Origin of the sequence: Rahnella sp. BIGb0236 (assembly GCF_004364755.1) — a bacterium.
GTDB classification, from domain to species: Bacteria; Pseudomonadota; Gammaproteobacteria; order Enterobacterales; family Enterobacteriaceae; genus Rahnella; species Rahnella victoriana.
In genome coordinates this window covers 170,017-191,099 of record NZ_SOAO01000007.1, presented here as the reverse complement: position 1 = coordinate 191,099, position 21,083 = coordinate 170,017, and the positions used below count along the sequence as shown (strand labels likewise).

At 51.9% G+C, this 21,083-nt stretch carries 20 protein-coding genes; 10 read left to right on the top strand and 10 right to left on the bottom strand.

All coding sequences use genetic code 11. The features are described 5' to 3' along the window. Positions 1–32 precede the first annotated feature (32 nt). Together nadE and EDF78_RS15895 are read left to right on the top strand one after the other, a co-directional pair. Positions 33–863, top strand: coding sequence for an ammonia-dependent NAD(+) synthetase (nadE, locus tag EDF78_RS15900; protein WP_095921819.1), 831 nt, complete (start codon positions 33–35; stop codon positions 861–863). A 150-nt stretch (positions 864–1,013) separates the two neighbouring features. Beyond that, positions 1,014–2,210: a multidrug effflux MFS transporter gene (locus tag EDF78_RS15895; protein WP_133823457.1), complete on the top strand. Its 1,197-nt coding sequence runs from the start codon at positions 1,014–1,016 to the stop codon at positions 2,208–2,210. Between the two features lie 10 nt (positions 2,211–2,220). On the opposite strand, the gene dadX is transcribed toward EDF78_RS15895, so the two are convergent. Together dadX and EDF78_RS15885 are read right to left on the bottom strand one after the other, a co-directional pair. Beyond that, positions 2,221–3,294 carry a catabolic alanine racemase DadX gene (gene dadX / locus EDF78_RS15890; protein WP_133823456.1) on the bottom strand — a complete coding sequence of 358 codons (1,074 nt, stop codon included), beginning with the start codon at positions 3,292–3,294 and terminating at the stop codon, positions 2,221–2,223. Between the two features lie 65 nt (positions 3,295–3,359). Continuing rightward, complete coding sequence (locus EDF78_RS15885; RefSeq protein WP_133823455.1) at positions 3,360–4,661, bottom strand: D-amino acid dehydrogenase; 1,302 nt, start codon at positions 4,659–4,661, stop codon at positions 3,360–3,362. A 646-nt stretch (positions 4,662–5,307) separates the two neighbouring features. Here EDF78_RS15885 and EDF78_RS15880 point away from each other — a divergent pair. Continuing rightward, positions 5,308–6,843, top strand: a complete 1,536-nt coding sequence (locus tag EDF78_RS15880) for a SpoVR family protein (protein WP_095921816.1) — start codon at positions 5,308–5,310, stop codon at positions 6,841–6,843. A 67-nt stretch (positions 6,844–6,910) separates the two neighbouring features. Here EDF78_RS15880 and fadR read toward each other — a convergent pair whose 3' ends face one another. Continuing rightward, positions 6,911–7,633, bottom strand: a complete 723-nt coding sequence (fadR, locus tag EDF78_RS15875) for a fatty acid metabolism transcriptional regulator FadR (protein ID WP_131692706.1) — start codon at positions 7,631–7,633, stop codon at positions 6,911–6,913. Positions 7,634–7,877: 244 nt separating this feature from the next. Between fadR and nhaB the strand changes: the two genes are divergently transcribed. The 4 genes from nhaB (at position 7,878) to iraP (ending at position 12,012) form a co-directional block, all read left to right on the top strand. Then, entirely contained in the window at positions 7,878–9,455 is a 1,578-nt protein-coding gene (gene nhaB / locus EDF78_RS15870; RefSeq protein WP_095921814.1) for a sodium/proton antiporter NhaB, read from the top strand. A 139-nt stretch (positions 9,456–9,594) separates the two neighbouring features. After that, the gene (gene dsbB / locus EDF78_RS15865) at positions 9,595–10,125 is read left to right on the top strand and encodes a disulfide bond formation protein DsbB (RefSeq protein ID WP_095921813.1); all 531 of its coding nucleotides are present in this window, start codon (positions 9,595–9,597) and stop codon (positions 10,123–10,125) included. A 310-nt stretch (positions 10,126–10,435) separates the two neighbouring features. Then, on the top strand, positions 10,436–11,545 hold the full coding sequence (locus EDF78_RS15860) for an AI-2E family transporter (RefSeq protein ID WP_131692705.1): 1,110 nt from the start codon (positions 10,436–10,438) through the stop codon (positions 11,543–11,545). Positions 11,546–11,670: 125 nt separating this feature from the next. After that, positions 11,671–12,012, top strand: coding sequence for an anti-adapter protein IraP (gene iraP / locus EDF78_RS15855; RefSeq protein WP_133823454.1), 342 nt, complete (start codon positions 11,671–11,673; stop codon positions 12,010–12,012). A 72-nt stretch (positions 12,013–12,084) separates the two neighbouring features. Here iraP and EDF78_RS15850 read toward each other — a convergent pair whose 3' ends face one another. The 4 genes from EDF78_RS15850 to EDF78_RS15835 form a co-directional block, all read right to left on the bottom strand. Further along, complete coding sequence (locus EDF78_RS15850; RefSeq protein WP_119827194.1) at positions 12,085–12,534, bottom strand: YcgN family cysteine cluster protein; 450 nt, start codon at positions 12,532–12,534, stop codon at positions 12,085–12,087. A 106-nt stretch (positions 12,535–12,640) separates the two neighbouring features. Further along, a complete protein-coding gene (locus tag EDF78_RS15845; protein WP_119827196.1) occupies positions 12,641–13,297 on the bottom strand; it encodes a fumarylacetoacetate hydrolase family protein in 657 nt (218 codons plus the stop codon). A 26-nt stretch (positions 13,298–13,323) separates the two neighbouring features. Beyond that, positions 13,324–14,493, bottom strand: coding sequence for a lytic murein transglycosylase (locus EDF78_RS15840; RefSeq protein ID WP_133823453.1), 1,170 nt, complete (start codon positions 14,491–14,493; stop codon positions 13,324–13,326). A 122-nt stretch (positions 14,494–14,615) separates the two neighbouring features. Further along, positions 14,616–14,888 (bottom strand): YcgL domain-containing protein, encoded by a 273-nt coding sequence (locus EDF78_RS15835; protein ID WP_095921807.1) that lies wholly within the window; start codon positions 14,886–14,888, stop codon positions 14,616–14,618. Between the two features lie 136 nt (positions 14,889–15,024). Here EDF78_RS15835 and minC point away from each other — a divergent pair, with 136 nt between their 5' ends. Genes minC through minE form a run of 3 tightly spaced genes read left to right on the top strand, consistent with a single transcriptional unit; the run spans position 15,025 to position 16,824 of the window. Continuing rightward, positions 15,025–15,714 carry a septum site-determining protein MinC gene (gene minC / locus EDF78_RS15830; RefSeq protein ID WP_095921806.1) on the top strand — a complete coding sequence of 230 codons (690 nt, stop codon included), beginning with the start codon at positions 15,025–15,027 and terminating at the stop codon, positions 15,712–15,714. Between the two features lie 24 nt (positions 15,715–15,738). After that, positions 15,739–16,551: a septum site-determining protein MinD gene (gene minD / locus EDF78_RS15825; RefSeq protein WP_013575324.1), complete on the top strand. Its 813-nt coding sequence runs from the start codon at positions 15,739–15,741 to the stop codon at positions 16,549–16,551. A 3-nt stretch (positions 16,552–16,554) separates the two neighbouring features. After that, positions 16,555–16,824 carry a cell division topological specificity factor MinE gene (gene minE / locus EDF78_RS15820; protein ID WP_095921805.1) on the top strand — a complete coding sequence of 90 codons (270 nt, stop codon included), beginning with the start codon at positions 16,555–16,557 and terminating at the stop codon, positions 16,822–16,824. A gap of 378 nt (positions 16,825–17,202) precedes the next feature. Here the strand turns inward: minE and rnd are convergent, their stop codons facing one another. The 3 genes from rnd to EDF78_RS15805 form a co-directional block, all read right to left on the bottom strand. Beyond that, a complete protein-coding gene (gene rnd, locus EDF78_RS15815; protein ID WP_119827200.1) occupies positions 17,203–18,324 on the bottom strand; it encodes a ribonuclease D in 1,122 nt (373 codons plus the stop codon). Positions 18,325–18,421: 97 nt separating this feature from the next. Then, positions 18,422–20,119 carry a long-chain-fatty-acid--CoA ligase FadD gene (fadD, locus tag EDF78_RS15810; protein ID WP_095921803.1) on the bottom strand — a complete coding sequence of 566 codons (1,698 nt, stop codon included), beginning with the start codon at positions 20,117–20,119 and terminating at the stop codon, positions 18,422–18,424. Between the two features lie 316 nt (positions 20,120–20,435). Further along, the gene (locus EDF78_RS15805) at positions 20,436–21,068 is read right to left on the bottom strand and encodes a Slp family lipoprotein (RefSeq protein WP_133823452.1); all 633 of its coding nucleotides are present in this window, start codon (positions 21,066–21,068) and stop codon (positions 20,436–20,438) included. Positions 21,069–21,083: the final 15 nt, after the last annotated feature.

Below are 21,083 nucleotides of genomic sequence, written 5' to 3'. Positions count from 1 at the left end.
TTCCTCGAAGGCAGCCTTCAGGAGGAGTGGTCATGGCTTTACAACAAGAGATTATTCAGGCTCTGCACGTTAAACCGCACATCGATGCCGCACAGGAAGTCCGTGTCAGCGTCGATTTTCTCAAAAGTTATCTGCTGGCCCATCCGTTCATCAAGACACTGGTTCTGGGCATCAGCGGCGGGCAAGATTCTACTCTTACCGGCAAACTTTGCCAAACAGCAATTAGCGAATTACGTGCGGAAACGACAGAAGCGGATTATCAGTTCATTGCGGTGCGTTTACCTTACGGCGTGCAGGCGGATGAAGCCGACTGTCAGGACGCGATCACCTTCATCCAGCCGGATCAGGTTCTGACCGTGAATATCAAAAATGCGGTGCTGGCAAGCGAAGCGACATTGCGTGAAATCGGCATTGAACTGAGCGATTTCATCAAAGGCAATGAGAAAGCCCGCGAACGCATGAAAGCCCAGTACAGCATCGCCGGGATGAAGAAAGGCGTGGTGGTGGGCACTGACCACGCAGCAGAAGCGGTCACCGGCTTCTTCACCAAATACGGCGACGGCGGCACGGACATCAATCCGATTTTCCGTCTGAACAAGCGTCAGGGAAAGGCATTGCTGAAAGAACTCGGTTGTCCGGCGCATCTTTATACCAAAGCCCCGACGGCCGATCTGGAAGAAGACCGCCCTGCCTTGCCGGATGAAGCCGCGCTGGGCGTGACCTACGAACTGATCGACGATTATCTTGAAGGCAAGAAAATCGACGATAACGCTGCCGCCATTATTGAAGGCTGGTATCTGCGTACGGAACATAAACGCCGTCCGCCGATCACCGTATTCGACGATTTTTGGCAGAAAATATAATTTCTGCGGTTCTTCGCATCAGACGGGCACCTCAGGGTGTCCGTTTTTATTCACGGCCCTGTCCCGCCTGTTTATCACAAGCCGCTTTCCATTCATTAACTAAATCATTACCCTTAGCGTCCTTTCGGATGACTGACAGTGATGTTTTCAATGCAAAAGTTTCTTTTTCTGTTGCTGAGCCTGGTGCTGCTCGGCCCTCTGGGTATTGATTTATATCTGCCCGCGATACCTGCCATTGCGCTCGGTTTACAGAGTACCGAGGCGGTCATTCAGTCCTCGATTTCGCTATTCATTCTGGTGATGGGCCTCGGTCAGCTGGTGGCCGGTCCGCTGGTGGATAAATTTGGCCGCCGCCCGATCGCGATTATCGGTGTGGTGGTTTATCTGGGCGGTGCAATAGTGGCCGCTACCGCCGTCGCGCCGTGGATGTTTCTGTTATCCCGTATTATTCAGGGGCTGGCGGTGTGCTGTACGTCGGTGGTGGTTTTCAGTGGCGTACGTGACCGGATGAATGGTAACGATGCGGCCCGTGCCTATGGCTTTCTTAACGGCACGCTGAACATCATTCCCGCGCTGGCACCGCTGATCGGTGGGCTGATTGCACAGTATTATGGCTGGCGTGCGCCTTTCTGGGCGTTAGCCGGTTATACGCTGGCGGTATTGCTGCTGGTGATATTCAAACTGCCGGAAACCCGCCCTGCCGGTACTCAGACCAACAATGGCCTGCCGTTTCGTCAGTACGCACGCATTTTGTTTAATGCCCGGTTCATTACCTTTGCCTTAGTCAACGCCGGTGCAATGGGCATGGCGCTGACTTATGTCTCGCTGGCGCCGACCGTATTGATGAATATTGCCGGGCTGACGCCTTTGCAGTTTTCCCTGGTTTTCGGCGCGAACGGTTTCTGGATTATGGCAGTGAGTTTTATCTCCAACCGCATCATCCATAAAGTGGGCCGTCCGGTGTGCCTGACGACGGGCGGCATTCTGATGTTTGCCGGTTGTCTCGGTCTGATTGCCGGTATCACGCTGGTTCCGCCTGCTGAGCAGAGGGCAACCTGGCTGTACATGCTGCCGGTGGCGAGCGCCTGTGCCGGTCTGGCATTTCTGGTCGGTCCGGCTACCAGTTACGCACTCGAACCGTTTTCCAGTGAGGCGGGTGTGGCCTCGGCGCTGGTGGGATCGGTGCAGATGGCAGGCGGCGCTTTATTCGGTTTTATCGCGATGGCATTACCGTTGCAGCCAAAACTGAGTCTGGCACTGGTGATGCTGGCAGGAGGATGTCTGGCGATGCTGGCGCGGCGTGCCAGTAAGACTTCAACGGGTCGCCTGACCCGTCTGGAAAAGTAATACGTTTTTGTTATCCGATGGTCGTCACCGGTACGCGGGGTGCCAGCGCACTCAGCAGTTCGTAGCCCAGCGTACCGGCTGCCGTCGCCACCTCATCTGCCGGAAGGTTTTTACCCCACAATTCAACCGGTGAGCCAATCCCCGCCTGCGGGCAAGGCGTTAAATCCACCGCCAGCATATCCATGGAGACTGTCCCCACCGTGGTGGTTCGTACGCCATCCACCCAGACCGGCGTACCGGTAGGCGCATGGCGCGGATAGCCGTCAGCATAGCCACAGGCCACCACGCCTATCCGTTGCGTTTGCGTGACACTGTAACGGCCGCCATAGCCCACCCGCGCACCGGCATTTAGTTCCTGCACAGCGATCAGTTCGCTTTTCAGCGTCATCACCGATTGCAGCCCGGTATCAGCGATATCCTGCCATTCCCCGCTCGGCGACGCGCCATATACAATGATGCCCGGACGGATCCAGTCGTAATGGGTATGCGGATGCCAGAGCGTGGCAGCGGAGTTCGCCAGGCATCGCGGACCGCTGATATGTTGCCCTGCGAAATTCACGGCAGCCATTTGGGCATCAACGCCTTCCACGCTGTCGGCGGTAGCAAAATGGCTCATCAGGGTTATCTCACCCACCTGCTTCAGTTCACGCAATTGTTGCCACGCGGCAGTCGTACGCTCAGGTGCAAAACCCAGACGGTTCATGCCACTGTTCACTTTCAGATAAACCTTTACCGGCTGGCTGAATTGCGCCTCCGCCAGTGCGCGGATCTGCCATTCGCTGTGCACGGCGGTGGTCAGGCGGTATTGCGCTACCAGCGGTAAATCCGCAGCACTAAAAAACCCTTCTAGCAATAATATCGGCCCCTGCCAGCCAGACTCACGCAGCAAAATGGCTTCATTGAAATCGAGTAACGCAAATCCGTCGGTGGCGGATAAACTGCGCCAGATACGGGAAATACCGTGGCCGTAGCCATTGGCTTTCACCACCGTCCAGACTTTGCTTTCCGGCGCAAAGCCGCGAATGATATTGAGATTTTGAGTTAACGCGGACAGAGATAATGTGGCTGAAATCGGGCGAGGCATACCAGCTCCGGCTATAGAAAAGTCGTGCCCGTGCACTGCTGCACGGGCGAAGAGTAACGGCAGGTTCAGCGCACAGGATGCATGCTGTGCGGGCCAGCAGGATGCGTGATAAAGCCTGGACTGTAGCGTTCGACCGATAAATCATCGGAAGGAATGGCGGGCGTCACGCCGGACATAATATCCGAGAGTAACTGACCGGAACCGCAGGCCATTGTCCAGCCCAGCGTGCCGTGGCCGGTGTTGAGGTACAAATTCCTGATGCGCGTGCGCCCGACAATCGGCGTGCCGTCCGGCGTCATCGGCCGTAACCCCGTCCAGAACGTGGCCTGCCCGATATTGCCGCCATTCGGGTAGAGATCTCTCACCACCATTTCCAGCGTTTCCCGGCGAGCCTGCGCCAGTTTCAGGTTAAAACCGACTATCTCGGCCATGCCCCCGACGCGGATACGATTGTCAAAGCGGGTAATAGCGATTTTATAGGTTTCATCCAGTACGGTTGATACCGGCGCCGATGCCGGATCAGTAATCGGAATCGTCAGTGAATACCCTTTCAGCGGATAAACCGGGATCGAAACCAGATCGGCCAGCAGTGCGGTCGAATACGACCCGAACGCCACCACATACGCATCGGCTTTCACTATTTCCTCGCCGCACTGAACGCCGGTGATTTCGCCGTTTACCACATGCAGTTTATCCACCGTGCGGTTGAATTCGAAAACCACCCCGGCCTGACGCGCCATTTCCGCCAGCTTGCGGGTAAACATCTGGCAATCGCCGGTTTCATCATTAGGCAGGCGTAATCCGCCCGTCAGTTTGTGTGCAACCTGCGCCAGGGCAGGTTCAGCGTTGGCCAGCTGGCCGGATTCGAGCAACTGGTACGGCACACCAGCATCTTCCAGCACGGCGATATCTTTCGCCGCGCTTTCAAACTGCTGTGCGGTGCGGAAAAGCTGTAACGTGCCGCCCTGACGCCCTTCGTACTGAATGCCGGTGTCATCGCGCAAGGCCTTCATGCAATCGCGGCTGTATTCCGCCAGACGAACCATGCGGCTCTTGTTGGTCTGATAGTGGTCCATGTCGCAGTTACGCAGCATCTGCCACATCCATTTCAGCTGGAACTGCGTGCCATCGAGACGGATCGCCAGCGGCGCGTGTTTCTGAAACATCCACTTCACGGCTTTCACCGGCACGCCCGGAGCCGCCCACGGTGCGGCATAGCCCGGTGAGATCTGTCCTGCATTCCCTGCGCTGGTTTCTTCTGCCGGGCCTGACTGACGATCAATGACCGTCACCTGATGACCCGCTTTAGCCAGATACCATGCACTGGCGACACCGACCACACCACTGCCTAAAATCACCACACGCATATCGACTCCACTCCACGACAAAACAAAGCATAATATTCTGATGACAGGAAACTAACCTGACTGAGAAAAATCACCAACACAGGCACGCATAACCGTGAGGTCTTTCACATTTATTTATCGTTCATGACGAGATTTATTTCAATAGTCATAAATAAATAACGATATCCCGCAACATTACCTCTGATGGCGGAGAAATTTATAGTTTTATGACAGCATTGACTTCATTGAAGTCACCCGCCCCTTCCGATAAGAAAGCGCCTTCCGTTGCAGGGCATTATTCTTGTATACAAGGATAAAATTAGCATTAAACACTACAAAGCGCGCCACCCGTGATATTACCTCAGAGAGTGACGGAAGAGGTGATGACGGCAGACCGGGGATTTATAAAGGTCAGGTGAAACGAGGAAAATCCAACGTCAGCGAAAACTGTCATCCGTATCTCGTTGTGACCGGGCTGTCTGCTCTTTTATTCGACGATTGACAGGTCCCGGTCATAAGGATATAGATTTGTGAAAGAAGGGATTCATGGTGTTTATCTAACGGCACACTCAGATTGAGCTACGATTATCAATGGACGTGCTAAATCTTAAGAAAAGGTTGTGAATCAAACACTCTGTAGCGTCCATAACTAATGAGGGTGCGGCTTATGACGACAGTGACCCAAAAGCAAAAAACTGAGGACAAACGTCTTAGCGATGGACCGGACTGGACGTTTGAGTTGTTGCAAACCTATCTCGCAGAGATTGACCGGGTAGCCAAGTCGTACCGGCTGGAAACGTATCCGCATCAAATCGAGATCATCACTTCTGAGCAAATGATGGATGCCTATTCAAGTATTGGCATGCCGATCAATTACACTCACTGGTCGTTCGGTAAAAAATTTATTGAAACCGAACAGCTGTATAAACACGGGCAACAGGGTCTGGCGTATGAAATCGTCATCAACTCCAACCCGTGTATCGCTTATCTGATGGAAGAAAATACCATTACCATGCAGGCGCTGGTGATGGCACATGCCTGCTACGGACATAATTCTTTCTTCAAAAACAACTACCTGTTTAAGAGCTGGACCGACGCCAGTTCCATCGTCGATTATCTGCTATTCGCCAAACGTTATATCAGTGAGTGCGAAGAACGTTACGGTGTCGATGAAGTGGAGCGCCTGCTGGATTCCTGTCATGCGCTGATGAATTACGGTGTCGACCGCTACAAACGTCCGCAAAAAATCTCCCTGCAGGAAGAACTCGCCCGACAAAAAAGTCGCGAGGAATATCTGCAAAGTCAGGTGAACACACTGTGGAAAACGCTGCCACGTAAAGACAGCGTGGACGCACCGGAACAGGCGCGCCGCTTCCCGTCTGAACCTCAGGAAAACCTGCTGTATTTCATGGAAAAAAATGCGCCTCTTCTGGAACCCTGGCAACGCGAGATTTTGCGTATCGTACGTAAAATCAGTCAGTATTTTTATCCGCAAAAACAGACACAAGTCATGAATGAAGGCTGGGCCACATTCTGGCACTACACCATCCTGAATCATCTGTATGACGAAGGGAAAGTGTCCGACCGCTTCATTCTGGAATTCCTGCACAGCCACACCAATGTGGTGTATCAACCGCCATATAACAGCCCGTATTACAGCGGGATCAACCCGTATGCGCTCGGCTTTGCCATGATGCAGGACATTAAGCGTATTTGTCAGGAACCGACCGAAGAAGATCGTTACTGGTTCCCGGACATTGCCGGTTCTGACTGGCTGGATACGTTGCACTTCGCGATGCGTGACTTCAAGGACGAGAGTTTTATCAGTCAGTTCCTGTCGCCAAAAGTGATGCGTGATTTCCGTCTGTTTACCGTGCTCGATGATGACCACAATAATTATCTCGAGATCGCCGCGATCCACAACGAGGAAGGCTATCGCGCCATCCGTCAGGAGTTATCAGCGCAGTATAATCTGAGTAATCATGAACCGAACATTCAGGTCTGGAACGTGGATTTACGCGGGGATCGCTCGCTGACCCTGCGTTACATACCGCAGGATCGTGCGCCGCTGGACAAGAGCCGTCGTGAAGTCATGAAACACGTTCATCGTCTGTGGGGATTCGATGTGTTCATCGAACAGCTTAATGAAGACGGCAGCGTTGAATTGCTCGAACGCTGCCCGCCGCGCCCCGCTCCACTCTAACCCGCGCCGTTTTCAGCCAGTAAAAAAGGGCGCTAAGCGCCCTTTCTGATATCTGTCTGTCTCACACTCAACGATGCTTTTGCTCAGTCAGGTCACCGGGCATCGCGCTCTGCATGCTGTGCCAGATTTCACCACTCTGTCGTCCATAATTGCGCACGCAATCCACAATCTGCTCGTAGCTTTTTTCGTGGCAGATATCTGACAGTTTTTTGTAGAAACTGATCGCCAGTTTACGCGCTTCAGGATTGGAGAAGTAATAGCGTCCGACGCGGGTATAAAGGCCACGCAATCCATTGATGATCAGGCCATAAATCGGATTACCGGAAGCAAAGGCCAGACCACGGAAGATGCCGTAATCAAGCGCCGTGAACGCTTCTGCGTGATCTTCGACTTCAGCGGCTTTTGCCAGCACCTGTTGGGTTTCTTCCGGATTGGTGCGCATGGCTTTGCGGATAAAGATGGTGGCGATGTTGGTGCGGACTGACAGCAGATTATCAATCAGTTGCGGCACGCTGTCGTGATCGAGGCGCGCAAGGGTTTCCAGAATATTCAGCCCCGACGTTTCCCAGAAGTTATTCACTTTCGTCGGTTTTCCGTGCTGGATTGTCAACCAGCCATCCCGGGCAAGTCGCTGTAACACCTCACGCAATGTGGTTCTGGTCACGCCAATGAGTTCTGAAAGTTCTCTCTCAGCAGGCAAAATTGAACCCGGAGGGAATCGGCTGTTCCAGATACTTTCGATGATATACTCTTCGGCAAAACCGGCAGGACTTTGTGCCTTAATAACCATGTGTTTGTCGTTCCGTGTGGGACTTTTATTAGGGATATAGTTCAGCTCATCATACCAGATGAAAATCGCCTGTTATAGCGCTCCGGCGGAACTAATGTTGAAACTGTGCAGGGGTTGGCAGAATTTCACATTTCTTCGCATGTGATTGCCTCGTCTTTTGCGGTGAAAATTTTTGGCCGGAAGAATAAACTGGGCTATCGTTTTGATACATCTATAAATTACTTATAAAGGATCTTTGGGGACTATGGAAACTACCTTCAGTCGTGCATTCATCAGAAACTTTTTGGGTCAATCACCCAACTGGTACAAGATTACTATTCTGGCTTTCCTGATCATTAATCCGCTGGTTTTCTTTCTTGTCAGTCCGTTTTTAGCGGGCTGGCTGCTGGTCATTGAGTTCATCTTTACACTGGGCATGGCACTCAAATGCTATCCGCTTCAGCCAGGAGGTTTGCTGGCTATCGAAGCCGTGATGATCGGCATGACCAGTGCAGAGCGCATCCGTGAAGAGATTTCGGCCAATCTGGAAGTCATCCTGCTTTTGATTTTCATGGTGGCAGGCATCTATTTCATGAAGCAGTTGCTGCTGACCGTGTTCACCAAGCTGCTGTTAAACCTGCGCAATAAAATCGCCCTGTCGATGGCGTTTTGTTTTGCGGCCGCCTTTTTATCCGCCTTCCTCGATGCGCTGACAGTGATCGCCGTGGTGATCAGTGTTTCCGTGGGTTTCTATACGATTTACCACAACGTTGCCTCAAACCAGTCTGAAAAAGACGCTGTTGATGATGACAGTTCATTTACCGGCAGCCAGCAACATGCCGCGGTGCTGGAACAATTCCGGGCCTTTTTACGCAGCCTGATGATGCATGCCGGTGTCGGTACCGCACTGGGTGGCGTCATGACGATGGTCGGCGAACCGCAAAATCTGATTATCGCCAAAAGCGCGGACTGGCAGTTTGTGGATTTCCTCATCCGTATGTCCCCCGTCACCGTGCCCGTGTTTTTCTGCGGCTTTATCGTGTGTGCCCTGGTGGAACGTTTCCGCTGGTTTGGCTACGGCGCGCAACTGCCACAGCCTGTGTTTGAAGTGCTCAGGCAATATGATCAAAAAAACAGTGAGAACAATACCAAACAGGAACGCATTAAACTGGTCATTCAGGCTGTTATCGGTGTATGGCTGATTATCGCGCTGGCCTTCCATCTGGCCGAAGTCGGCCTGATCGGACTGACCGTCATTATCTTTGCTACCGCGTTTTGTGGCGTCACCGATGAACATGCGATCGGTAAAGCCTTCCAGGATTCCCTGCCGTTCACCGCCCTGCTGACGGTATTTTTTGCCATCGTCGCCGTGATCGTCGAGCAACATCTTTTCAGCCCGATCATTCACTTCGTGTTGCAGGCCGCGCCGTCGAATCAGCTTTCGTTGTTCTATCTCTTCAACGGTTTGCTTTCTTCGGTATCAGATAATGTCTTTGTCGGTACGGTTTATATTAACGAAGCGAAATCTGCGCTGGTGAGCGGCGTGATCGACCTGAAGCAATTTGAGCTGCTGGCGGTAGCGATTAACACGGGCACCAACCTGCCGTCGGTTGCCACCCCGAATGGTCAGGCCGCATTCCTGTTCCTGCTGACCTCGGCTCTCGCCCCGTTGATCCGCCTCTCCTATGGCAGAATGGTCTGGATGGCGTTGCCTTACACGGTGGTCATGACGCTGGTTGGCTTGTTGTGCGTTCAGTATCTGCTGCCGGACATGACGCAGTGGTACACCGACATGGGATGGCTGAGCTTGCCACCGGTCAGTGAAGTGATGCCCGCACACTGATTCAGAGATTTACTGAAGTTAAAGTCGAATTGTCCGATTTATCGTAATTATTTACCGAATATTTATTCAGACAGGCTGGCAGCAGTGTGCAATTGGTTTACACTGCGTACCAGTTGCTCACTGCAGGGAAAATTTTTCTATGTTGCAATATCTTAACCGCTGCTCACAAGGACGCGGTGCATGGCTTCTGATGGCGCTAACCGCACTGGCTCTGGAGCTGGTTGCGTTGTATTTCCAGCACGTGATGTTGCTAAAACCGTGCGTCATGTGTATTTATGAGCGCTGCGCGTTGATGGGTATTCTGCTGGCAGGACTGGTGGGTGCGATTGCGCCTTCAACCTGGTTGCGTTATGCCGGTATCCTGATCTGGATTTACAGCGCTTACGAAGGGATCCGCCTGTCATGGGAACACACCATGATTCAGCTCCACCCTTCACCGTTCGCGACCTGTGATTTCGCCGCACGATTCCCGACCTGGTTGCCACTGGATAAATGGTTCCCGTGGATGTTTATCGCCAACGGTGACTGCGCAGAAAAACAGTGGGAATTCCTGTCATTGGGTATGCCACAGTGGCTGGTCGTGATTTTCAGCGTGTTTATGGTGATCGCGATTCTGGTGCTGATTTCTCAGTTCGTGAAACCGAAACGCCGCGATTTGTTCGGCCGTTAATTAGGCCCGGACTTAATAAAAAAGCGCCTTTTGGCGCTTTTTTATTAATAACTTTTTATTCGTACTGGAACGCAAAATGAACAAACTTCCCGTCTGGGCAATCTGGATCATTTGTGTAGGCCTTTGCATCGCCTTTTGGGCTGCAATCGGCTTCACTTTTTTCGGCTTGTTTGAATAACACACAAACGCAGGGAAGCGGTCATACCTTTAAGGATAAAAGCAGTTGTGGCGCTCAAAAAAACACCTTAGTGGGTAAAACTGGCAATTCGCTCTATGCTACGAGGGCAACAGGATCATCTGAGGAACAATTATGGTAGTTAAAGGATTTTCAAAAGGTTTTTTCATCGCGATTCTTCTCATCGTGACTTTGGCTTTTTTTGATGTATTACGGCCTTACTATTCTTCCGTACTCTGGGCGATTATTCTGGCGGTTATTTTTAACCCGCTTAAAAACAGGCTCAAACAGTATGTAGGTGACCGTAACGGAATTATTTCGCTGATAACCGTCCTGGTCATTTGCCTGATCGTTTTTACTCCACTGGCGATCATTACGTCTTCGCTGGCGATTGAATTCAACGCGGTGTACACCAAACTTCAGGGCAATGAAACCCAGCTGCCCGTCGTTCTTTCGGATTTCATCCATCACTTACCAAGATGGGCGCGGCATTTCCTGACAGATCACGATCTGGACAGCACGGCGGAGATCCAGAAGAAGCTTTCCGATGCGGCTATGCAGGGCAGTCAGTATCTGGCGGGAAGCGTCTTTGTCATCGGTAAGAGCACGTTCAGCTTCGTCGTGGGCTTCGGCATTATGCTCTACATCCTGTTCTTCCTGATTAAGGATGGTGCGTATCTGGTCAATCTGACGCTGGAAGCCCTTCCGCTGTCACGTCATGTCAAACATCACCTGTTTATGAAGTTTGCGGCAGTGTCACGCGCAACCGTCAAAGGTACGGTCGTTGTGGCTGTCGTACAGGGGGCTTTGGGCGGGCTGGCGTTCTATATTGCGGGGCTGGATGGCAGTCTGCTGTGGGGCGCGCTGATGGCTTTCCTGTCCATCATTCCGGCAGTAGGTTCAGCGATTATCTGGGTTCCTGCAGCGATTTATTTCTTTGCTTCAGGGATGCTGTGGCAGGGGATCTTTATTGTGGTCTTCTTCGTGGTGGTGATTGGTATCGTGGACAATGTCTTGCGTCCGTTGCTGGTCGGTAAAGACACCAAGATGCCGGATTATCTGATTCTGGTCACCACCCTGGGCGGTATGGAAGTGTATGGCATCAACGGTTTTGTCATTGGCCCGTTGATTGCTGCCCTCTTCATTGCCTGCTGGAATATCCTCTCCGGCCGGGACCATCAGAACAACACTGATGTCATCGATGAAGATTTTATCGAGGAAGGCAAAAACCATCCGGATGCCTGATGTGTATTGGGCAAACTGAGCGGTCGCATCTGGGGCCTCTCAGTTTAACGAAATATGATTATGCAGTTTTCAGAACCTGGCGTAGAAATATAAGGCACAACCCTTTCGATCTGCAGGAGTGACAAATGAAAAATATCATCTTAGGAATGATTGCAAAAATCTCCCGGATGGAAGCCGATTCCAAACAACTTACCGCACAGGTAGAAGCACAGTCACTTCTGTTGAGTGCCGTATTTCTGACTGTCGGGAAAAATGGCGGGCCGCAGGAAATCATCGAAAGCGTGAATAAAGCGATTAACTCTGCGCTGGATTCGGCGGATGAAGTGCTTAAATCTGATGCCAAAATTTTATTTGAACAGTTTCAGGTCCTGATAGACATGACACGTCTGATTGATAAAGCGGATCCTGAACTGGATTCAGATGCGCTGAACGCCCTGAACGGTATACGACCGGACTCAGAAATTTAAACTCAGACGAGCATGAAAAAAGCCCTGGCAAATTGCCGGGGCTTTTTGTTTGCGAAGCAGGGAATAAAACGCTTATCTCGCCCAGCTAGGCTTATTCATGATGTGATCCTGCCAGTCTTCCACGTCGTCTTCACGCACGGCAATATAGCGCACGGAAATCTGCGCGGTGTGCATGGCGGATTTAGACGCTTTGTTCAGCAGTGGATGCCACGGCAGTAACGGGCGGCCTTCACCGATCAGGCGATACGCGCAGGTGGGCGGCAACCAGTCAAAAGTGGTCAGGTTTTCGCGGGTCAGTTTGATGCAATCTTCTTCCAGCGTAAAACGACGCTCGTAGTTGCGGCACTGACAGGATTTGATGTTGAGCTGATTACAGGCGACGTTGGTGAAATAAATTTCATCGGTGTCTTCGTCGATCAGCTTATGTAAGCAGCATTGTCCGCAGCCGTCGCACAATGCTTCCCATTCTTCGTCAGTCATTTCAGACAGCGTTTTGTGCTGCCAAAAAGCGGGTTCAGTCATAGTGTGCATCCGGTATAAATAAAATGAGGGTGCTTATATAGACGCTTTGGCGAACAGATGCAAGCAAAGCCGCCGGAAATCCGCTCCGGCGACCTGCAACGTTGCGCTAAATCACGCGAGTGGAAACTTGCTTACCGTTAAGTGTAGCTGAGATTTCATCACCGGCTTTTAAAGGGCCGACGCCATGCGGTGTCCCGGTGAGAATGATATCACCGGCACGCAGTGTGAAGAACCGGCTCATATAAGCGATCAGCGGTAAAAGCGGCGTCAGCATGTCGCGGGTATTGCCTTGCTGACGCACTTCGCCGTTGATTTCCAAACGCAGCTCAGCCTGCTGTGCATCACCGAATTCACTCACCGGAATAAATCCGCTCATCGGGCACGAGCCGTCAAACCCCTTGGCCTTTTCCCAGGGTTGTCCGGCTTGTTTGAACGTCGACTGCAAATCCCGCAACGTCAGGTCAAGCGCCACCCCGTAACCGGCAATGGCATTGGCAACGCGGTCTTCCGTCGCCTGTTTCAGCGGCGTTCCGATCAGCACAGCCAGTTCCACTTCATGATGTACCGAACCCAGATCCTTCGGGATCGCGACAGGCTGGCGGAAATCACACAGCGCGGTTTCCGGCTTAATAAATAAAACCGGTTCCGCCGCCTTCTGCCCCCCCATTTCTTTGATGTGATCGGCATAATTGCTGCCGACGCACACCACTTTATTGACCGGAAAATCCAGTAATGCGCCGTGCCAGTCTCTGTGTTGGTACATACAGCTACTCCTTGTTATGAGGAATATCAGCCGCTAAACGGATTATGCGGCGCTGGCGCTAAGGGCGCAGGTGTGGTCTGAGCCGGTGCAGTATCACCCGAAGCCAGCGGTGTCTGCGCGCCCATGATGCCATCCGCCATCATGCCGATACTCAATGCGAAATAGGTTGAACGGTTCCAGTGCATGATCGTACGGAAGTTATCGTAAACCAGGAACGCGCGCCCCTGCGTATCATCCGGTGTGATAACCCATGCGCGGGTAGCCGTTGACGTCAGAGGGGTGCCGTCCACTTGCGTCACGCCCAATTGCTGCCAGTAACTGGCCGGATGCATCTGGTTATTTTTCAGTCCCGCCAGAGCGCCATCAAAATTAGCCGGTAATTTCACTTCCTGCCCCCAGCCCTGATTGCCCTTCCAGCCTTCTTTTGCTAAGTAATTGGCCGTCGAGGCAAATACGTCGTCAGTGTTTTTCCAGATATCAATTTTGCCGTCACCGTTGCCGTCAGCCCCGTAAGTCAGATAGGAACTCGGCATAAACTGCGACTGCCCCATTGCGCCAGCCCAGGAACCTTTCATCATGTCACTGCTGGCTTTTCCTGAATCGACGATCTTAAGCGCCGACATGAATTCTTTGGTGAAGAACGCTTCACGACGCCCTTCGAACGCCAGCGTGGCCAGGGCGGAGAACACGTCTTCTTTACCCTGAATTTTGCCGAAGCTGCTTTCCATCGCCCACAGCGCCACGATGTACTGTGGCTGCACGCCGTAACGGTCGCTGGCCTTGGTCAGCGCGGGCAAATTGTTCTGAAGCTGTTCCTGACCTTGTTTAATCTTCCATTCAGGCAGAACGCGGGTCAGATAATCGTCGAGGGTCACTTTCTTCTCGAGCTGATTGCGGTCGGAATTGATCACGCGATCAACGAAATGAAGATTAGCGAAGGTGCTGTCGATGGTTTGCTGGCTGATGCCTTGTGAAAGCGCCTGGGCTTTAAGCTGTTCGGCATAGGCCGGGAACTCGGCAGGGTCACGTCCCTGTTCGGCCAGTGACGTTTTGCCTGAGGTGGCGGCAGGTGCCGGTGCCGCCGTCTGGGTGGAGGTGGCTGACGGTGCGGGCGTTTGCCCGGAGGATGCTTTTTGTGCTGCACAACCACTCAGAATGATCAGCGGTGTTAACACGGCCAGTGCCGACAATTTCATCAATTTCTTCCTTTTGACTTCTGCAAATGATTCATCGTTGTAAGCTTTGAGCACGACAACGATGAATGCAAGTCATGACGTCTGAAAGTTCGAGAATTGCCGAAACAAATGTCAGGAATGTGTTATTTAGAGGTATCACCCAGATGGATATTCAATAAACTTTCTGCCGGCGGCGGAACCTGCAGATAATAACCTTGTTCTTCGAGCGACTGACGCACTTTGACAATATCGGCTGTGGCGAGTTTTTCGCGTTCGGCCAGATTGAGCATCATGGAGAACTGAGGCACACCGAAGCCTTTGAGTAATTCTTCCGGCACACGGGAAAAATCGTCTCTTTTTTCGACATACAGATAAGTCTGGTCGCGTTTAGTACTTCTATAGATCACACAAAGCATTTTTTTAACTCTATTTTATTGAAACGGTGGCTTGCCTAGATATAACTGTAACTATAACATGCTTATCGTACATCGGAATATCGCCCCCCGAGTGGTATTCCGGGGATTTAGAGTTGCTGAGACTGAGTCAGGATAGATGTCACAATCGCCAATAGAACTAAAAGGCAGCAGTTTTACCTTATCGGTTGTTCATTTACATAGTTCACAACCTGAGGTTATTTATCAGGCATTACAGGAAAAAGTGGAGCAAGCTCCAGCCTTTTTGAAAAATGCCCCTGTTGTTATCAACGTTGCCTCACTGACCGGTGAAGCAAACTGGAAAGACATTCAACAGGCTGTCGCTTCTGCAGGCTTTCGCGTTGTTGGCATCAGTGGTTGCAAAGATGAAGCGCAAAAACGCGCACTTTCCCGCACCGGTTTACCGCTGCTGAGTGAAGGTCGTGCCCAGCGAATCGCCGCAGAGCCACCGGTTCCTGTCGTGCCCGACAATGCCCCGGCCAAAACCCGCATTGTCAGTACCCCGGTCAGATCCGGCCAACAAATTTATGCCCGTAACAGCGACCTCATCGTGACCAACAGTGTCAGCGCAGGTGCGGAACTGATTGCCGATGGCAATATCCACATCTACGGCATGATGCGAGGCAGAGCGCTGGCCGGTGCCGCAGGCGATGCAAATTGTCAGATCTTTTGCACGCATTTAGGCGCTGAACTAGTCTCTATCGCAGGGCAATACTGGTTGAGTGATCAAATCCCGACTGATTACCTCGGTCAGGCAGCGCGCCTCAGCCTGTTAAATAATGTGTTAACCATACAACCTTTAAACTAAGCCCTTTTGACAAGGAATCCATTCATGGCACGCATCATAGTTGTTACATCGGGTAAAGGGGGCGTTGGCAAGACCACTTCAAGCGCGGCCATTGCTACCGGTTTAGCTCAAAAAGGCAAAAAGACCGTCGTTATCGATTTCGATATCGGTCTGCGTAATCTCGATCTGATTATGGGCTGTGAGCGCCGCGTGGTTTATGATTTCGTTAACGTGATCCAGGGCGATGCCACGTTGAATCAGGCGCTTATCAAAGATAAACGCACCGAAAACCTGTTTATTCTTCCGGCTTCGCAAACGCGCGACAAAGATGCGCTGACCCGCGAAGGCGTGGAAAAAATCCTGAACGATTTAGCCGAAATGGAATTTGACTTCGTGGTCTGCGATTCCCCTGCGGGTATCGAAACCGGCGCACTGATGGCGTTGTATTTCGCCGATGAAGCCGTGATCACCACCAACCCTGAAGTGTCTTCCGTTCGCGACTCCGACCGCATTTTGGGCATTTTGTCTTCAAAATCCCGCCGTGCGGAACAGGGCTTAGAGCCTATTAAAGAACATCTGCTTCTCACCCGTTACAACCCCGGACGTGTCAGCCGTGGCGACATGCTGAGCATGGAAGATGTGCTGGAAATCCTGCGTATTCCTTTGATCGGGGTTATCCCTGAAGATCAGTCTGTGCTGCGTGCGTCCAACCAGGGCGAGCCGGTCATTCTGGATCAGGAATCCGATGCAGGGAAAGCGTATGACGATACTGTCAGCCGCCTGCTTGGGGAAGAACGTGCATTCCGTTTCATTGAGGAAGAGAAGAAGAGTTTCCTGAAACGCCTTTTTGGGGGATAAACCATGGCATTGTTAGATTTCTTTCTGTCCCGCAAAAAATCGACAGCCAATATAGCCAAGGAACGGCTACAGATCATCGTAGCCGAACGGCGTCGAGGGGATAGTGAACCATCGTATCTGCCTGATCTGAAACGAGACATTCTGGCGGTCATCTGTAAGTATATTAAGATTGACCCCGAAATGTTGCAGGTTCAGTTCGAGCAAAAAGGTGACGATATTTCCGTACTGGAACTTAACGTCACCCTGCCAGAGTCGGAAGAAGCGCCTAAATGACAGCAGTCTATTTGCCTTGTTTGCAGGTGTTTTTTTCAGAATAGCGCCCTCTGTTTCCTCAGGGGGCCACTCACTTTTTGTTGATTTCCCTTCGCGTATTATTCCTTACCGCCAATAACTACTGTATATATAACCATTAAACGGATCTATTATTCGTTTATTTGCATCTATTCGTGAAAATTTTGATTAAGACTCATCTCATTCAGGCTGGAAATTAATATCCCTACACTGGCTTAATTCCCCGCTTTTTATCCTGAGTTACTGAAATTAATTCTTCAAAGTGCAGATTTTCTGAAGCCTGAATAAAAAAAGAGCGGGGAATTTACCCGCTCTTATTATCACGACCTGATGGCTAATTCCCCGCTGAGGAAAAAGAAATCAATAATTGCTCAGAATGGCATTCAATCTTTCAGCTAACAATTTTCCACGCCAGCCGCTGATTAATTCAGGCTGCGCTTCTTTATCTTTTAACTTCCAGTGGCTGTTCAGCAACTGGTTAATCTGACGACGTGAAGCCAGCAACTCAACACTCAGCTTACTCTCTTCACTGACGGTCTGGATCAGTGCTTTGATATCCTTGAAGACTTTACGGTAACCCGGCTGATCAATCAGATTCGAAATAGGTGCAGGCAGCTCTGATTCATCCAGTGCATTGGATTCCTCCACCAGCGCCAGCAACGTACGTCCATGATAGCGGATTTCAGGGCCGCTCAGCCCCAGGGCCTCCAGCTCGCCCAGTGATGTCGGCTGATAGCGCGCCACCTGCCAGAGGTTTTCCTCGCGTACCACAAAATTAACGGCCAGATCACGCTGACGAGCCTGATTGAGACGCCATGCCGCCAGCAACTTCAGACAACCCAGTTGACGCGGACGCAGCTGGAAGGCGTTGCCGATTTCCAGATACGCCAGCTCCGGTTGCAGCACTTCGCTGCGGCGACGGCACAATGCCAGACATTCATCCAGCGCGGCATCCATCCACCCTGCTTCTTCTGTTTCCCGCATCAGTTGTTCAGCCAGCGGCAGCAAATACCACACGTCAGCCGCCGCATACACACACTGTTTTTCACTCAGCGGGCGGGCGATCCAGTCGGTGCGCGATTCACTTTTATCCAGCTCAACACCCGTGGTTTCCGCCACCAGACGCGCAAAACCACAGGACAGCGGGCGTCCGCTGAACGCGGCGAGGATCTGCGTATCAATCAACGGCGAAGGCATCACACCAAACGCATTCAGAAACACTTCCAGATCTTCACTGCCCGCGTGAAGGAATTTGATCACATCAGGATTAACCAGCAAATCGATAAAAGGCTGCCAGGCGGTGATCGGCAAAGGGTCGATCAGCGTGAGCCGTTCGCCATCGAATAACTGGATCAGACCCAGTTGCGGGTAGTAAGTACGGGTGCGGACAAATTCGGTATCCAGCGCAATTTTGCTGTGCGCTTTTGCCTGAAGACAAACCTGCTCCAGCGCGTCATTGGTGGTGATCAACTGATAATTCAAATCTTAATTCTCTTAATCATTACTACGTTATAACGTGACAACGCCGGACTTCGCCGGCGTTAAGAAACTGACTATCACTGAACCCCTGAGCTGACGTTTATGCCGCATCCTGTTTCGGATCAGCCTTCGGCTTTGCCTGCTCGTCACGAAGCTCCCTTCTGAGAATTTTACCGACATTTGATTTCGGTAACTCGTCGCGGAACTCGACAATCTTCGGTACTTTGTAACCGGTTAATAACCGGCGGCAATGCGCGAGGATCTCTTCGCTGGTCAGCGACGGGTCTTTCTTCACCACGCAAATTTTGACGATTTCACCCGACGACTCGTTTGGCACACCGATGGCGGCAACTTCGAGCACTTTGTCATGTTGTGAAACCACCTCTTCAATTTCGTTAGGGTAGACATTAAAACCGGAAACCAGAATCATGTCTTTTTTGCGGTCAACAATCCGTAAAAAGCCCTGCTCGTCCACTGTAACGATATCGCCTGTCGATAACCAGCCATCTTTTAGCACCTCGTCGGTCGCCGCAGGCCGTTGCCAGTATCCCAGCATCACCTGAGGACCGCGCACCCAAAGTTCACCCGGTAATCCCGGCCCGACATCCTGACCATTATCATCGACCAGACGTACCTCTGTTGACGGCACCGGTAAGCCGATACTGCCACTGTAATGTTTCAGGTCATACGGGTTACCGGCGACCAGCGGTGAACACTCGGTCAGCCCGTAACCTTCCAGTAAATGTTTACCGGTCAGTTTTTCCCATTTTTCGGCCACGGATTTTTGCACCGACATTCCGCCGCCAACTGAGAGGCGCAGCGTGGAGAAATCCAGCTCGCGGAAATCTTCGTTATTGAGTAACGCATTGAACAGCGTATTGACGCCACTGATCGCCGTAAACGGGTATTTACCCAGCTCCTTCACCATCCCCGGCACATCGCGCGGATTGGTGATCAGCAGACTCTTCCCACCCAGTTCGAGGAACAGCAGGCAGTTCACCGTCAATGCAAAAATGTGATACAGCGGCAGAGCCGTAACCACCAGTTCGTGCCCCGGCTGCAACAACGGCGCGTACGCCGCTTTTGCCTGCTCGAGATTGGCCTGCATATTACGGTGTGTCAGCATTGCGCCTTTCGCCACGCCAGTCGTCCCGCCGGTGTATTGCAGAAACGCCAGATCGTCATTAATGATGTCGGGTTTGATGTACTGCAGACGACGCCCGCGCTGTAAGGCGGTACGGAACGAAATGGCATTCGGCAGATGGTATTTAGGCACCAGTCGTTTGACATATTTGACCACAAAGTTAACCAGCGTGCCTTTCGCTGCAGAAAGCTGATCGCCCATACGGGTCAGGATCACATGCTTAACCTGAGTTTTGTACACCACTTTTTCCAGGGTGTGGGCGAAGTTGGAGACGATAACAATCGCGCTCGCACCGCTGTCATTGAGCTGATGCTCAAGTTCACGCGGCGTATACAGCGGGTTGACGTTGACCACCACCATACCGGCGCGCAGCACGCCAAACAGGGCAATCGGGTATTGCAGCAGATTCGGCATCATCAGGGCAACGCGGTCGCCCTTTTGCAGACCCAGTTCATTTTGCAAATACGCAGCGAAAGCGCGACTGCGCTCTTCAAGCTTGCGGTAAGTCATCACCTCGCCCATGTTGATAAACGCCGGGGTATCTGCATAACGCAGCGTGGCATTTTCGAACATTTCGACCAGTGAACTGTAGCGGTCGGGATCGATGTTCTCGGGAACATCTGCCGGATAACGTTTTAGCCAAACCTTTTCCAAGGTATCACTCCTGAAATCATGTTCTGTTGCCGTCTCTATTCGACGAGTTTTATCACGTCTTTAACAATATTTTAACTCAGCTTACCAGTTGCGTTTCAAACAATGTCGAGGTTGAGAGGCGGGTCACTATTTCTGCAACCACTCGTTACAGCCATCCCTGGCTAAAAAAGAAAAAGGCGGCAATTAAGCCGCCTTAACAACGATCTTGTCTCAATGTGTTTTCTTTGGCGGGGGCACAACAGGGTGTGCCGGAGCCGGTTTTACTGCCGCCGGAGGGGGCGCGCCGTGAGGAGGCGGGCTACCGTGCGGCGGCGGTTTATTCTGTGACGACGCTTTCGACCCGTGCGGGTGTCGTGTCATACCAGCCGGGACCCCAACCGGGCCCAAACCCTCGCCCCCAGGAATCATAAGGCCCACCAAAACCGTAGCCCCACGGGCCGATAGGTTGCGGAGGCATAACCACCTGCTGCTGTACCCGCCAGCGTTTATAGCTGTTGACGTTTACAGTGACAAAGTCATACGACGTCTGCCCTACCGTGCCTTTTTCGACACCCGTAATCGGCCCGACCACGGTGACCAGTTGATCGCGGTAATCGACCGGATCGACGAAGCCATTAATGTAAGCCATGATGCGCCCGCGTGATGCCGCGCCTAATATCGGCCGGGCGGCATCATCAAGGGGAACGGTGGCGATTTCCAGACGTGTTTTGTTCTGCAGGTTGGTCACAGAGACCACCTTGCCACCAAAACGCGATTCCTGCCCGACATACAAACTCGGGGCGCCCTGCACCGCTTGTAAATTCATCTGCGGCGTTGCCGTCGTCCCGCGAATTTCTTCCGGTACGGTGACACAGCCTGATAACACCAGAACGCTGAGTGCCACCGCACTCAGGGCCATTCTCTTACCCGTCTTGCCTGATAACTGCTGAATGACAGACCACTTACGCATTACGATGACTCCTGT

What these genes read in the sequence shown, in the direction of transcription:
- nadE (WP_095921819.1), top strand. Translation starts at nt 33, where the DNA reads ATGGCTTTACAACAAGAGATTATTCAGGCTCTGCACGTTAAACCGCAC.
- EDF78_RS15895 (WP_133823457.1), top strand. Translation starts at nt 1,014, where the DNA reads ATGCAAAAGTTTCTTTTTCTGTTGCTGAGCCTGGTGCTGCTCGGCCCT.
- dadX (WP_133823456.1), bottom strand. Translation starts at nt 3,294, where the DNA reads ATGCCTCGCCCGATTTCAGCCACATTATCTCTGTCCGCGTTAACTCAA.
- EDF78_RS15885 (WP_133823455.1), bottom strand. Translation starts at nt 4,661, where the DNA reads ATGCGTGTGGTGATTTTAGGCAGTGGTGTGGTCGGTGTCGCCAGTGCA.
- EDF78_RS15880 (WP_095921816.1), top strand. Translation starts at nt 5,308, where the DNA reads ATGACGACAGTGACCCAAAAGCAAAAAACTGAGGACAAACGTCTTAGC.
- fadR (WP_131692706.1), bottom strand. Translation starts at nt 7,633, where the DNA reads ATGGTTATTAAGGCACAAAGTCCTGCCGGTTTTGCCGAAGAGTATATC.
- nhaB (WP_095921814.1), top strand. Translation starts at nt 7,878, where the DNA reads ATGGAAACTACCTTCAGTCGTGCATTCATCAGAAACTTTTTGGGTCAA.
- dsbB (WP_095921813.1), top strand. Translation starts at nt 9,595, where the DNA reads ATGTTGCAATATCTTAACCGCTGCTCACAAGGACGCGGTGCATGGCTT.
- EDF78_RS15860 (WP_131692705.1), top strand. Translation starts at nt 10,436, where the DNA reads ATGGTAGTTAAAGGATTTTCAAAAGGTTTTTTCATCGCGATTCTTCTC.
- iraP (WP_133823454.1), top strand. Translation starts at nt 11,671, where the DNA reads ATGAAAAATATCATCTTAGGAATGATTGCAAAAATCTCCCGGATGGAA.
- EDF78_RS15850 (WP_119827194.1), bottom strand. Translation starts at nt 12,534, where the DNA reads ATGACTGAACCCGCTTTTTGGCAGCACAAAACGCTGTCTGAAATGACT.
- EDF78_RS15845 (WP_119827196.1), bottom strand. Translation starts at nt 13,297, where the DNA reads ATGTACCAACACAGAGACTGGCACGGCGCATTACTGGATTTTCCGGTC.
- EDF78_RS15840 (WP_133823453.1), bottom strand. Translation starts at nt 14,493, where the DNA reads ATGAAATTGTCGGCACTGGCCGTGTTAACACCGCTGATCATTCTGAGT.
- EDF78_RS15835 (WP_095921807.1), bottom strand. Translation starts at nt 14,888, where the DNA reads ATGCTTTGTGTGATCTATAGAAGTACTAAACGCGACCAGACTTATCTG.
- minC (WP_095921806.1), top strand. Translation starts at nt 15,025, where the DNA reads ATGTCACAATCGCCAATAGAACTAAAAGGCAGCAGTTTTACCTTATCG.
- minD (WP_013575324.1), top strand. Translation starts at nt 15,739, where the DNA reads ATGGCACGCATCATAGTTGTTACATCGGGTAAAGGGGGCGTTGGCAAG.
- minE (WP_095921805.1), top strand. Translation starts at nt 16,555, where the DNA reads ATGGCATTGTTAGATTTCTTTCTGTCCCGCAAAAAATCGACAGCCAAT.
- EDF78_RS15805 (WP_133823452.1), bottom strand. Translation starts at nt 21,068, where the DNA reads ATGCGTAAGTGGTCTGTCATTCAGCAGTTATCAGGCAAGACGGGTAAG.